The sequence below is a fragment of the Treponema medium genome (assembly GCF_017161265.1).
Classification (GTDB): Bacteria; Spirochaetota; Spirochaetia; order Treponematales; family Treponemataceae; genus Treponema; species Treponema medium.
The window spans coordinates 2,363,257-2,376,677 of sequence record NZ_CP031393.1 but is presented as its reverse complement, the minus strand read 5'-3'; the positions used below and the strand labels follow the sequence as shown (position 1 = coordinate 2,376,677).

The 13,421-nt window shown below is 47.0% G+C and carries 10 protein-coding genes; all 10 read left to right on the top strand.

The features are described 5' to 3' along the window. Positions 1-142: 142 nt before the first annotated feature. The 10 genes from DWB79_RS10370 to DWB79_RS10325 all read left to right on the top strand — a co-directional run bounded on the left by DWB79_RS10370 (position 143) and on the right by DWB79_RS10325 (position 13,419). Complete coding sequence (locus DWB79_RS10370) at positions 143-1,186, top strand: FecCD family ABC transporter permease (RefSeq protein WP_016523995.1); 1,044 nt, start codon at positions 143-145, stop codon at positions 1,184-1,186. A 1-nt stretch (position 1,187) separates the two neighbouring features. After that, positions 1,188-1,952 carry an ABC transporter ATP-binding protein gene (locus DWB79_RS10365; protein WP_016523994.1) on the top strand — a complete coding sequence of 255 codons (765 nt, stop codon included), beginning with the start codon at positions 1,188-1,190 and terminating at the stop codon, positions 1,950-1,952. Positions 1,953-2,057: 105 nt separating this feature from the next. Continuing rightward, positions 2,058-2,999 (top strand): ABC transporter substrate-binding protein, encoded by a 942-nt coding sequence (locus DWB79_RS10360; RefSeq protein WP_016523993.1) that lies wholly within the window; start codon positions 2,058-2,060, stop codon positions 2,997-2,999. Further along, positions 2,962-3,696: an alpha/beta hydrolase gene (locus DWB79_RS10355; RefSeq protein ID WP_245541322.1), complete on the top strand. Its 735-nt coding sequence runs from the start codon at positions 2,962-2,964 to the stop codon at positions 3,694-3,696. Before DWB79_RS10360 ends, DWB79_RS10355 begins: the two co-directional genes overlap by 38 nt. Positions 3,697-3,836: 140 nt before the next feature. Further along, positions 3,837-5,162 carry a putative aminohydrolase SsnA gene (gene ssnA / locus DWB79_RS10350; protein WP_016523991.1) on the top strand — a complete coding sequence of 442 codons (1,326 nt, stop codon included), beginning with the start codon at positions 3,837-3,839 and terminating at the stop codon, positions 5,160-5,162. A 289-nt stretch (positions 5,163-5,451) separates the two neighbouring features. Then, entirely contained in the window at positions 5,452-8,481 is a 3,030-nt protein-coding gene (gene ygfK / locus DWB79_RS10345) for a putative selenate reductase subunit YgfK (protein ID WP_016523990.1), read from the top strand. Positions 8,482-8,633: 152 nt separating this feature from the next. Next, positions 8,634-11,339 (top strand): heavy metal translocating P-type ATPase, encoded by a 2,706-nt coding sequence (locus DWB79_RS10340; protein ID WP_016523989.1) that lies wholly within the window; start codon positions 8,634-8,636, stop codon positions 11,337-11,339. Between the two features lie 50 nt (positions 11,340-11,389). Then, a complete protein-coding gene (locus DWB79_RS10335; RefSeq protein WP_016523988.1) occupies positions 11,390-12,091 on the top strand; it encodes an LptA/OstA family protein in 702 nt (233 codons plus the stop codon). Next, positions 12,088-12,999, top strand: a complete 912-nt coding sequence (gene lptB, locus DWB79_RS10330; protein ID WP_016523987.1) for an LPS export ABC transporter ATP-binding protein — start codon at positions 12,088-12,090, stop codon at positions 12,997-12,999. Before DWB79_RS10335 ends, lptB begins: the two co-directional genes overlap by 4 nt. 9 nt (positions 13,000-13,008) lie before the next feature. Beyond that, positions 13,009-13,419: a YbaN family protein gene (locus DWB79_RS10325; RefSeq protein WP_016523986.1), complete on the top strand. Its 411-nt coding sequence runs from the start codon at positions 13,009-13,011 to the stop codon at positions 13,417-13,419. The last annotated feature ends 2 nt before the right edge of the window (positions 13,420-13,421 follow it).

The following is a 13,421-nucleotide window of genomic DNA, read 5'->3' as shown; positions in this document are numbered from 1 at the left end:
ATAATAAAAGATGGGATGGGATACACGTTTGCGACGAATGATGTCCCATGGGATGCCGGGAGGTAAACTTCTTGCAGAATGTATTAAAATATGCTATAACAGCACTAGCTTGTAAACCGAGGCAAACAAGAAGAATACATTGATGCTGCAAAAAAAATTCTCTGTTGAAACAGTAAAATATCTTGTTTTATTTTTATTCCTGATAGCGATAACGGTTTTTTCCATATTTATTGCTGTTTCGCTCGGCCCTGTTAAAATCGGATTGGCAAATACGTACCGGATTATGCTGGGAAAAGCAGTTGCCCCCAATTTACTGACCGGTCTTTCAAACGCTGCTATTGCGATTGTATGGAATATGCGTGTACCGCGGGTTTTACTCGGGTTTTTTACCGGTACAGGGCTTGCCGTTTGCGGATGCGTTATGCAGACAACGGTCAACAACCCGATTTCCGAACCGTACATTTTGGGTATTTCTGCCGGTGCGACATTCGGGGCTGTTGTCAGTATCATTCTCGGCTTTATTTCTGCCGTAGGGCTTGGAGCCTTTCTCGGCGCGATTGCCGCGACCGTATTGGTGCTGATCATCGCTTCATCACAGCGAAAGATGACCACGACAAGTCTCATCTTATCAGGTACCGTGGTAAATGCCCTGTTTACGGCGTTTGCCAATTTTATCATTTCAATTGGGGCAAATTCTGACAGTATTATGACGGTTAAGTTTTGGACAATGGGTTCTCTTGCCGGTACTTCATGGTCATCACTCCCGTTACCGCTGCTCGTAGTCAGCCTTTCGTATTTTTTTTTCTTCTTACAGTACCGCGTTTTTAATGCAATGATGATGGGCGATGAAGTCGCGATAACGTTGGGAATTTCGCTCTACTTCTATCGGTATCTTTTTATGGCAGTCATTGCGGTAATAACCGGTGTATTGGTGTCTGTCTGTGGTATCATCGGGTTTGTTGGGCTGATAACCCCGCATATTGCCCGTACACTTGTGGGAGCAAACCATCGTAGACTCTTTCCCGTCGCGGCGCTCTTGGGTGCGCTTTTTATTATCTGGGCGGATGTATGTGCGCGAATATTGATTCAAAATGCGGAATTGCCGATCGGGATATTCACCGCATTGGTTGGAGCTCCCTTTTTTATCTTTATTGTTGCAAAGCACCAACGGGGAGCAGGGCAGTAATATGGATTTGATGTGCAAGGATGTCCACTGCAGTATCGCTCATAAAGAAATTTTACGAGGCATATCGCTCCATGCGGACGGGCATAAATTTTATACGATACTTGGCCCAAACGGGTGCGGTAAGACGACGCTCTTAAAAAATATCTACCGGATTATCAAACCGGACTCGGGTGCCGTGTATCTTGACGGAAAAGACATCCGTACTGTCCGCCTCAAGGATTCGGCAAAGGAAATGGCGGTTGTCACACAATTTAATACGCTGAATTTCAACTGTTCGGTACAGGATATTGTGATGCTGGGGCGGACTCCTCATATCCGCTTTATGCAAACCGAACGCGAAGAGGATTTTAGCATTATACAGGATGCACTGGCAAAGGTCGGGATGTTGACTCGAAAAGATCAGCCGTATCAATCGCTATCAGGGGGAGAAAAACAGCGGGTTGTGCTTGCCCGTGCAATCGCTCAGCAACCTTCTCTCTTATTGCTGGATGAACCGACCAACCATTTGGATATAAAATATCAGCTGGAGATATTGCAGATTGTAAAAGATTTACGGATTAACGTACTGGCTGTGCTGCACGATATACAGTTGGCATGCCGGTATTCTGATTATTTGTATTTGATGAAAGACGGGGATATTTTATATGAAGGAAGTCCTCGCACAACTATTACCGAAGAATCCATGCTGACGATCTACGGTGTCCGGTGCAATATCAGCTGGACAGAGGATTCGCAGGCGATGATTCACTATAGGGGGCCGCTATAATATCTTTGGCTATGCTATCTTTGATAGATAGAAAAGATATCGGTATCTCTAAAAATCTATATCTCAGTTTTTAGAGAGTCACACAACTCTCAGGAGGTTATTCAAATGAAGCAATGTATTAGTATTGCATTGGCTCTTTTTCTTGCTGCCGCAGTGAGTGCGGAAACGGCATATCCGGTCAGTGTTACCACCTATGACAAAGACGGCAAAGCGATAACACAGGTCTTTAAGCAAGCGCCTAAAAAGGTTATTACCAATAATCTTTCAATGACGGAAATGCTGATCGAACTCGGCTTGCAGGATCGTATTATCGGTATGCTGGATCCGGATAATGCAGTGACCGGTAAGTATAAGAAAGCGATCGATTCTATCCCTCATATCGGGAATAAGAAAACTGTTTCCCGGGAAGTGGTATTTTCGTATGAACCGGATGCAGTGCTCGGTAGAAACATGATGTTTTCCGAAAAGTCTTTGGGTACGGTGGGCTTTTGGAATGAAAACGGTATCCCGATATATGCACAAAAAGCTTCGGTTTTAAATATCAAGCAAGACCTTCAAAATATTATCGAAGATGTGAGAAATCTTGGCATTATTTTTAATGTACAGGACAAGGCAGAAGCGTATGCAAAGCAACTCGAACAACGTTTGAATGCTGTGCTGCAACATATTTCAACAAAGGGGACTTCTTTAAAGAAGGCGCTTATTATGTGTGCATATAATGGCACAACGTTCGGGGCGTATAAATCTGCATTGCAAGAAAGTCTCCTAAATGTACTCGGTTATACCAATATTGCAACGGGTACGTCAGGGCTTACGACAGAAAATCTGATAACTATGAATCCTGAACTGATCATCTATGTAACGAGCGACCGGAATAAAAAATTAGACGCAAATGCGATTTCGTCTTTGCAGGCAAATGTAGTACTAGTTGACGTACCCGCTATTGCTCAGCGTAAAATTATGACGATTTCCTATGATGAGCTGATGGACTATGGTACGGCTGTGCTGAATGCCTTGGAAGCTGTTGATGCCTTCCTGCGGAAGTAGCTTCAGTACGAAACGCGATATAACGAACCATATCAATCTGTCCGGTATAGACATTACCGTGTCGGAACCTGCAGAATATAACCTGCAGCACCGTTATCCTGCGGTTTTTGTCAACGACGGACAGATTGAATATCTGAAATCACTGGCCCCGAGTATTTTTTTGTTCGGGCTGCACGCACGCAGCCGATTTGACGACTATACACCATGGGCTGCCGAGTCATTCCGCACCGATTGTCCTCCTTTTGGCGGCAAGGGCGCGGAATATCATCATCTATTGTTCAAGACACTACTGCCCGAACTGAAAACTAAATATCCCCTTGACGATTCGAGGCTTGCATATGGCGGCTATTCCCTCGGCGGCTTAGCTGCCGTGTGGAGTTTATTCGAATATACCGATATACCGTATATATTTTCCCTTTGTGGTTCGTTTTGGTATCCCGGATTTCTGGAATACTGCCGTGAACACAAAGTTTTGCATAGCAATGCCGCTGTCTATTTGCTGAACGGAAAGAGAGAGGGCGGAAAACACGGCAACCGGTTAGAGAATGCGCCGAAATACGCAGCAGAAGTACATCAGGCGCTTAGAACGCAGATAGCACATACAACCGTTGTGTTCGATCCGTTCGGGCATCACGATAAAATGCTTGAACGCTTCAGGGCAGTACAGCAGTGGCTTACTGAATGCTGGCAGCTGTAGAGCGATATTGATTCGTGCAGAGAATCAGTTAATCATAAAAAAATTTAGGCCTTCCAAAATATTTTTAGTTTTTTTCTTGCGTTTTCTCCGATTCTATGGGATACTGAAAAGAGTACAAACATCAGCGGAGGGTTAATTCTATGTTATTAGTTGGAAACGGTATGCTTATCACCCGCGATCCGAACAAGCCTTTTATCGAAAACGGCTGTGTTTGCATTGAGGGAAGTTCAATCAAAGAAGTCGGTGCCGATGCCGAATTGCGGGCAAAGTACCCCGCAGCGGAATATATCGATGCAAAAAAGCGGTGCATCATGCCTGCCTTTATTAACACGCATCATCATATTTATAGCGCTTTTGCCCGCGGCATTGCGTTAAAAAATTACAATCCGCAGAATTTCTTGGATATTTTGGAAGGGATGTGGTGGCATCTTGATAACAACCTCCTTTTAGAGGATACAAAATACAGCGCTTACACGACGCTGATCGACTGTATTAAAAACGGCGTAACGACGGTTTTTGACCATCATGCAAGCTACGGCGAAACAACGGGGAGCCTTTTTACCCTCGCGGATGTTGCCGAAGAGCTCGGTTTGCGGGTGAACCTTTGTTATGAAGTTTCCGACCGGAACGGCGAGGCAGAGATGAAAAAGGCGGTTGCAGAAAATGCCGAATTTATCCGTGCTTGTCAACAGAAGAAAAATCCTATGCAGGCGGCGATGATGGGACTCCATGCCGCATTTACCTTGTCAGATAAAACACTCGAATATTGCGCTTCTCAGCTTCCGGCGGGCGCTGGGTACCACATCCATGTTGCGGAGGGTATGTCCGATGTGTTCGATTCGCTGCAGAAACACGGAAAACGGGTTGTACAGCGTCTCTACGATTTTGATATCCTCGGTAAAAACACCTTTGCCGTGCATTGTATCCACATCAATCCTTTGGAAATGGATTTATTGAAAGAAACCGATACAATGGTTGTGCATAACCCCGAATCGAATATGGGCAATGCGGTCGGCTGTCCGCCGGTGTTGGAAATCTTTAAGCGCGGCATTTTGATCGGGCTCGGTACGGACGGATATACGAGCGATATGCTTGAATCGTACAAGGTTGCGAATATTCTGCACAAGCACAACACCTGCGATGCCACCGCCGCGTGGACGGAAATCCCCGAAATGCTGTTTACCAATAATGCAAAGATTGCCGCGCGGTATTTTGACGGTGAACTCGGCGTCCTTAAAGCGAGAGCGAATGCTGACGTAATCGTTACCGACTATAACCCGCTAACGCCTCTCCATGCCGGTAACGCGAACGGCCACATTCTGTTCGGTATGAACGGTCGCAGCGTGGTAACCACTATTGCGGCGGGCAAGGTATTGATGAAGGATCGCGTTGTTACCGTCGCCGACGAAGAAGCCGTCTTTGCCAAAGCGCGGGAAGTCAGCGCCGCCCTGTGGAAGAGGTTGTAAGACTATAATTCTTAATTATGAATTATGAATTATGAATTCATAATTAACTTGGTATCCATAAGAGTATGCATCTGAGGAATACCTGGGCATATCTAAAAACTCGGTTAGATTTTTAGATATGCCCGGCGAGTTTTAATTTAAGTTCTTATAGTACAGTAACTTAAATTAAAACATCGCAAATAAGCTTAAGGAAAACCTCTTAAAAACTGAAGTTTTTAGAGGTAAACGGAGCAGTTATTTGGACTGCAATTGTATCGAATTTATGATGATACAAGGGAGAAAATAGAGTATGAGTGATAGAATGAACCCGATACCATTCAAGAATTTGATGGAATGGATTAAAACGGAGTATCAAACCGAAGGAACGATTTTCGGCGTTAAAAAACTGTACCGCGCCGATTCCAAACGTTATTTGGAGCTGTTCGGGCAGCGGTTTGAAAACCCGCTCGGACCGGCTGCGGGGCCGCACACACAGTTGGCGCAAAATATTGTCGCTGCGTATGCTGCGGGCTGCCGGTTCTTCGAACTAAAGACTGTGCAAAAGTTAGACGGAGAAGACCTGCCGGTTGCAAAGCCGTGTATCAATGCGGCGGACGAATGTTACAATGTCGAATGGTCTACCGAGCTGCGCGTACCGCAGGCTTTTGACGAATACGTAAAGGCGTGGTTTGCGCTTAAAGTGATTTCGCAGGAATACGGTCTCGGCAGCCCCGACGGTTTTATCTTTAACATGAGCGTCGGCTACGACCTTGAAGGGATTAAGACCCCGAAAGTTGACGCCTTTATCGAAGGAATGCGGAACGCCTCGAATACGCCGGTGTGGAAGGAATGTACCGGCTACCTTTTAAGCCATACCGATTTGTTCCCGTCCGTGTCGGAAGCCTTCCTCCGCGGATTGCCGACGCAGGTGTGTACGTCGATTACGCTTTCCACCTTGCACGGCTGTCCGCCTGCCGAAATCGAACGCATTGCGATGTATCTCATTACGGAAAAACACCTCCATACCTATATCAAGTGTAACCCTACGCTGCTCGGCTACGAGTTTGCCCGCGACCGTATGAACAAGATGGGCTATGAGTATATTCAGTTTGACGATCATCACTTTAAAGATGATTTACAGTTCAGCGATGCGGTACCCATGCTTGAGCGTTTATTGCAGGAGTCCGATAAACGCAGACTGATGTTCGGGGTTAAGATTACCAACACCTTCCCCGTAGACATTGCCCGCGGGGAGCTGCCCGGACAGGAAATGTATATGTCGGGACGGTCGCTGTTCCCGCTGTCCATCGCCGTTGCGCTGAAACTGTCGGAAGTCTTTAACGGAAAGCTCCGTATTTCTTATTCGGGCGGCGCGGATTACTTTAACATTGCCGATATTTACGAAACAGGGATTTGCCCCATTACGATTGCAACAACGATTTTGAAGCCGGGCGGATATGCGCGTTGTCAGCAGCTGGTTGGCGAGTTGACAGCCAAGCCGTTTAACAAGGATTTCTCCATCGATGTTGAAAAACTGCGCCGCCTTTCAAATGCGGTTGTTGAAAATCCGCGCCATCGCAAATCGGTCAAACCCGAAGCCTTCCTCAAGATTCCTGCAAAGGTGCCGCTTGCCGACTGTTTTGCCGCTCCCTGTATTTCCGGCTGTCCCATCAATCAGGATATCCCCGCCTATATCAGGCTGACCGGCGAGCAAAAATACGAAGAAGCGCTCCGTGTTATCACCGATAAAAACCCGCTGCCGTTCATCACCGGTACGATCTGTAACCACCGCTGTATGACCGGCTGTACGCGCAATTTCTATGAAGATCATGTGCATATCCGTGCCGTTAAACTCGAAGCGGCGCGCCATGCCATCGAAACTGTGAAGCAAAACCTAAAGGCGCAAAAACCGGCGCAGAAAAACGGAGCGAAGGTTGCCGTTATCGGAGCCGGCCCTGCCGGTCTTGCAGCCGCTTATTTCTTAACCCGCGACGGAGCGGACGTTACCGTGTTTGAAAAGAAAGCGCGCGCCGGCGGTATCGTGCAGTACGTCATCCCTGAGTTCAGAATCCCTGCCGCGTCGATCGGGCAGGACGTTGAGCTGGCATCTTCCTTCGGCGCTTCTTTCGTGTATAACAGCGAACAGCGTTCCGTTGAAGCGCTGAAAAAACAGGGCTTTACCCATGTTGTGTTTGCTATCGGCGCGTGGAAGCAGAGTGCGCTGGCTTTGGAAAAAGGCGCGGCGGCAAATGTTATCGAATTCCTTGAACAGGCGAAGCAAGCGCCCGAAACGCTCAAGCTGGGGAAAAACGTCGTTATCCTTGGTGCGGGGAACACCGCGATGGATGCCGCCCGCGTTGCAAAGCGTACGAAGGGGGTTGATCATTCCTTTATCGTATACCGCAGAACCAAGCAGTTTATGCCCGCCGATGCGGAAGAATTGGAACTCGCCTTGGAAGACGGGGTTGAATTTAAAGAACTGCTTGCGCCTGTTTCGTATGAAAACGGAATTTTGCGCTGCGAAAAGATGAAGCTCGGTGAACGAGGCGCAGACGGTCGGCAAAAACCGGTACCGTCGGGTGAGTTTGTAGACATCCCCGCCGACACCGTGATCGCATCTATCGGTGAAAAAATCGACACCGATCTCTTTGCGGAATCCGGTATTGCGCTGGACGGGAAGGGTAGGGCGCAATACAATCCCGCTACGTTTGAAACGAATGTGAAAAATGTATATGTCATCGGGGATTGCGCCACGGGGCCTGCCACGGTTGTACAAGCTATTGCCAATGCAACCAAAGCGGCGAAGGCGATTATCGAGTCGGTAAAGGCGCAGGCGTGGACGGCGCAGTTTACAACGCTGAACTATAATCCCGTTACAGCATCGGCGTATTCAAAGCGGGCAATTTTAATGCCGATGAACCTTGCCGCATCCGACGGCGTTGCAAAAGAAAGCGTCCGCTGTTTGGAATGCTCGACTGTTTGCGAATCCTGCGTCGATGTGTGTCCGAACCGCGCGAACCTTGCGCTCACGGTACCCGGTATGCGTATGAAGCAGATTGTTCACGTGGACGGTATGTGTAACGAGTGCGGCAACTGCGCGACATTCTGCCCCTACGAGAGCGCCCCGTACAAGGATAAATTCACGCTGTTCCACTCGGAAAAAGATTTCCTCGACAGTACAAATGAGGGCTTCCTCTATCTTGATGATGCGCGCAGCCGATGCAGAGTACGGCTCTCCGGAGAAGTCCGCGACATCACGCTTGCAACGGAAACCGCTCTTCCCAAAGAGCTCTTGCAGATTATCAATGCGGTAAAGACGCAGTACGCATATTTACTGTAGAGTATTTCTAAAAAACTTGGTTGGTTTTTAGAGGTTTCATAGAGGTTCAGAGCGAAGCGTTTAGATAACTCAAGGTCAATCGTATCGAAAGATGCGGTTGACCTGCTTAACCTTTGCTTGCCTTTAGCACCGTATTCTACTATACTAACGGTATGCAAACGCACTATTTCACCGTTACCGGTATGAGTTGTGCGGCCTGCTCTGCAAATGTGGAAAAGGCTGTCGGTCGTCTTGCCGGTGTAGAGACGGTGCAGGTCAATCTTTTAACAAAGCGGATGGCTGTCACCTATAATCCCGATACCGTTACCACACATACGATTATACAAACGATAGAAAAAATCGGCTATGGAGCATTTCCGCTGTCTGAGGAGAATACGGCACGACCATCTGTTCAGCAGCCTGATTTTGAAATCGCCGATGCCGAAAAAAAACAATTCATCTTCTCCCTTTTCTTCCTGATTCCGTTGATGTATGTGTCAATGGGACGGATGCTCAAGCTGCCGCTTCCGGTTTTTTTTGCAGGAGCCGAGAATGCCCTCATCTTTGTCTTTACGCAATTTCTGCTCACGCTGCCGGTTCTGGTGTTGAACCGTCGCTTTTTTATCAACGGGCTTACGAGCTTATTCCATCGTGCGCCTAATATGAACAGTCTCATCGCCGTCGGTTCCGGCGCCGCAGTTATCTACGGAGTGTTTGCGTTGTACCGGATCGGATACGGCTTAGGGCACGGTCAATTAGATGTCGTGCGGCTCTATATGAAGGATGTCTATTTTGAATCCTCAGCGATGATTTTAACACTGATTTCCTTGGGGAAATTTTTAGAAGCGCGGGCAAAAAAGAAGACTTCAGAAGCGCTAGAAAAACTGATTCAACTTCGGCCGGAGACCGCACAGGTGTTACGAAATGGCACGGAAATTGAAATTCCGGTAGAAAATATTGTGGTCGGCGATGCAATCATTATCAGGCCGGGACAAACCTTGCCTGTGGATGGTACTATAATTGATGGAAGCACATCGCTTGACGAATCGGCTGTTACCGGAGAGAGTATGCCGGTCGAAAAAACGGTCGGAGATTCGGTAATTAGCGCCTCGCATAATATATCGGGTAGTTTCATCTTCCGTGCTGATAAAGTAGGTAATGATACGACATTGGCGCGGATTATTGCGCTTGTTGAAGAAGCGTCCTCATCAAAGGCTCCGGTTGCAAAGCTTGCTGATGTTATCAGCGGTTATTTTGTACCGATTGTTATGCTGATTTCGCTCGCTGCCTTTATCGGCTGGCTTATCGCAGGCGCTTCTTTTGAGTTCGCACTTTCGACCGCTATTTCCGTGTTGGTTATTTCCTGTCCCTGTGCGCTCGGACTTGCGACGCCGACTGCGATTATGGCCGGTACCGGCAAGGGCGCTCAACTTGGTATCCTTATCCGTTCGGCGGAAGGGCTCGAACTCGCTCACGATGTTACCGCCGTTCTGCTTGATAAGACAGGAACTATTACAGAAGGAAAACCGACGTTGCAGCATATTGAAGTGTTTTCCGAACAATACACCGACAATGATATTTTGTGGATTGCCTACAGTCTTGAACATTTATCCGAACATCCGCTCGCCTATGCAATTATCATGGCTGCAGAAGAAAAAAAACTATCGCCGTTTAAAGTGAGTGATTTTATGGCGATACATGGAAAAGGAATCTGCGGAACGGCTATAGTCAATGAGCTTAACGGAATCTCGTTAATCGAAAATGTAAGAATCGGCGCCGGAAATACGAAACTCTGCAAGGAATTGGGTATTCCCGTATCGGAAGCGATCTATACGCGGCTTGCGGAAGCTGCCGAAAAAGGCGCTTCTCCGTTGTTGGTTATAATAGGTGATGAATGTGTCGGGCTTATTGCCGTCGCCGATCCGGTAAAGGAAGGCAGCATTCGAGCTATTCACGATTTCCATGAAATGGGTATCCATACGGTTATGCTTACCGGAGATAATCAACGGACGGCAGAGGCTATCCAAAAAATTGTCGGTATCGGAGATGTCGTAGCGGAATTGTTGCCGCAGGACAAAAAAGCAAAAGTCGAATATTATCGGTCGAAAGGCTTTTCGCCGGCTTTTATCGGCGACGGCATTAACGATGCTCCCGCACTGACTGCTGCGGATGTCGGTATCGCAATCGGCGGCGGCACGGATATCGCGATAGAAAGCGCTGATATCGTCCTGATGAATAACAGCCTCGAAACGGCGGTTACTGCAATTCAGCTCAGCAAGGCGGTTATGCGTACCATTAAACAAAACCTATTCTGGGCGCTTTTTTACAATTCGCTGTGTATCCCGCTTGCGGCAGGTCTCTTTTATACTCTATTCGGACTCAGGCTCAGTCCCATGTTTGCCGCCGCCGCAATGAGCTTCAGCTCGGTGTCGGTTGTTAGCAACGCATTACGGTTGAACGGATTCCGTCCGAAACGCATTGCGCAGGAGGCTCATAATATGCAATACTGCGGTGCTGTTCCTACCGGTAAAAAGTACGATGATGCACAGCCTGCCACGTGTAGTGTACAAACTGATGCCTGCATCCGTTCTGCCGCCGAACCGGAATCGCAAACGGAAGTAAAATCGTCGGCAAAACCTGAAAATATAACTCATAAGGAGAATATCGATATGAAGAATATCACGTTGACTGTTGAAGGGATGTCCTGCGGGCATTGTTCCGCTCGGGTTGAAAAAGCGTTGAACGCTATCGAAGGGGTATCGGCAAAAGTCGATTTGGATGCAAAGGCTGCCTCTGTTACCTATCCCGATACCGTAACAATCGATGCGCTCAAAGCTGCCGTAACGGATGCAGGCTATTCGGTAACCGGCTCACACTAAAGCAATCGAAACTGTTACGTACGGTGTATATCGACTTTCATTTTTTCACTATGTATAGATTACGGCAGCAGCTCTGCGTCCTTGTTTCTTTTTTTCTGATTGCCTCGCTTGTATCGGCGGCTCCGGCAAAAATTACTTTTTCTGCCGATAAGCTGCAAGGATCGGGCGGAAAAGGACAAACCTCAACCTCACTGACCGGTAACGCCAAGGTAAGTGTTGATTCTCTCAATATTTACGGTGAGCGTATCGAATTGTACGGTAAAGATTACCGGTATATTAAGGCGAGCGGGAGCGTAACCGGAGAAGATGCTGAAAAAGGCTTTACGTTTTCCGCCGCTTCGTTATCTTATGACCGTGAAACGGAAGTCGCTGAGTTCATGGGACAAGCAAAGGTCGAGGATACCAAAAATAAGGTGGAAACAGCCGCCGAACGTATCGAATACAATCAAAAAAATGAAATTATCCTTTTACAAATGGCTGTAAAATTAAAGAGCAAGGATATTGCCTGCGATTCGCTTTTTGCCATTTATAACCGGAACACCTCTATGCTTGAATTAACAGGGAAGCCTACGGTTAAGAAGGGCAAAGATGAATTTAAGGCCGCTCGAATTTCAGTCAATCTTGATACCGAGGATATTAAGCTTGAAGGTAAGGTGAGCGGTTCGGTTACCGAAGAAAAAGAAGAAACAACAAAAACGGAAACTCCCCCAAAGGGAGAGATTTCGTCAAAGGAAGAAACAAAAACGCCATGAGTGACGACCTTAACGATTTGCTCCAAGAAGATGTACTGCAGCATGATATTGAGTATTCCGAACAAAATACGGAAATGGCATTGCTTAACACCGAACCGTTTCAAGATGCCCAGAGCGATGATGAGCCGGTAAGGAGCAATTCTTTGTATGCCCCTCAGTATTCTGCAGATTCTAATACGCTTAAAAGTATATTACGTGCAGAAGGTTTGAATAAATCCTTTCGTAAAAAACGAGCTGTTCGCGATGTCAATTTTTCTATGGCGCAGGGAGAAGTCGTCGGCCTTCTCGGCCCGAACGGGGCAGGAAAAACGACAAGCTTTTATATGATTGTCGGCTTCTATACGCCGAACTCCGGCGGTATCTACCTCGATGACCGCTGTATTACCAATCTTCCGATGTATAAGCGCGCCCGCATTGGCATATCCTATCTGCCGCAAGAAGCTTCCGTATTTCGTAAACTCTCCGTCGAACAAAATATCGATGCTATTTTGGAAACACGAAAAGATTTAAGCCGCGCGGAACGGAAGGAAAAACTTGATTCGCTTTTGGAAGAATTCGGCATTACCGCTAATCGGAAACAGCCTGCGTATACCTTGTCGGGTGGAGAGCGCAGGCGTACCGAAATCGCGCGGGCGCTGGCTATCGAACCTAAGTTTTTATTGCTCGACGAACCATTTGCCGGTATTGATCCGATTGCCGTACACGATATCAAGCTGATTATCAGATTGCTTGCTCGCCAAAATATCGGGGTGCTTATTACCGATCACAATGTCCGCGACACTTTGGAAATTACCGATCGTGCCTATATTATCAATAAGGGTGAAATTGTTGAGCAAGGGCCGCGTGATGCTATTTTGGAGTCCGAGATTGCACGGAAAGTTTATCTCGGTGAAGAATTCAGAATGTAGGGAGATACTATGAAATATATTTGGATTATAGCCGGTTTCCTTTTTTTAGGACTTGGCGTACTTGGTGTGGCCTTACCTATTTTGCCGACTACCCCCTTTGTGATTGTGTCGGTCTTTTGTTTTGCAAAAGGTTCAAAGCGTCTGCATAAATGGCTGCTTTCCACTAAGCTCTATCAAAACCATGTTCAAAGATTTAATGAAACCCGCTCAATGACACTCAAAAGTAAAATAGTTATTTTAGGGTTCGCTTCTTCAATGTTGATTGCCGGGTTTTATTTTTCAAAGAATATCTATGCCCGTATTATCATCATATTGCTGATATGCATAAAATATTATGTATTTATTTTTAAAATAAAAACCGCTCCCGACTCGACAAAAGAAAAGGTGCCGGAAGCGATTGTTATTGATTCTGATCGGTAGAA

Bases quoted from the DNA above. Each gene is read 5' to 3' on its own strand.
- DWB79_RS10360 (WP_016523993.1), top strand. From the start codon at position 2,058: ATGAAGCAATGTATTAGTATTGCATTGGCTCTTTTTCTTGCTGCCGCA.
- ygfK (WP_016523990.1), top strand. From the start codon at position 5,452: ATGAGTGATAGAATGAACCCGATACCATTCAAGAATTTGATGGAATGG.
- DWB79_RS10355 (WP_245541322.1), top strand. From the start codon at position 2,962: ATGCCTTGGAAGCTGTTGATGCCTTCCTGCGGAAGTAGCTTCAGTACG.
- DWB79_RS10325 (WP_016523986.1), top strand. From the start codon at position 13,009: ATGAAATATATTTGGATTATAGCCGGTTTCCTTTTTTTAGGACTTGGC.
- DWB79_RS10340 (WP_016523989.1), top strand. From the start codon at position 8,634: ATGCAAACGCACTATTTCACCGTTACCGGTATGAGTTGTGCGGCCTGC.
- lptB (WP_016523987.1), top strand. From the start codon at position 12,088: ATGAGTGACGACCTTAACGATTTGCTCCAAGAAGATGTACTGCAGCAT.
- ssnA (WP_016523991.1), top strand. From the start codon at position 3,837: ATGTTATTAGTTGGAAACGGTATGCTTATCACCCGCGATCCGAACAAG.
- DWB79_RS10365 (WP_016523994.1), top strand. From the start codon at position 1,188: ATGGATTTGATGTGCAAGGATGTCCACTGCAGTATCGCTCATAAAGAA.
- DWB79_RS10335 (WP_016523988.1), top strand. From the start codon at position 11,390: ATGTATAGATTACGGCAGCAGCTCTGCGTCCTTGTTTCTTTTTTTCTG.
- DWB79_RS10370 (WP_016523995.1), top strand. From the start codon at position 143: ATGCTGCAAAAAAAATTCTCTGTTGAAACAGTAAAATATCTTGTTTTA.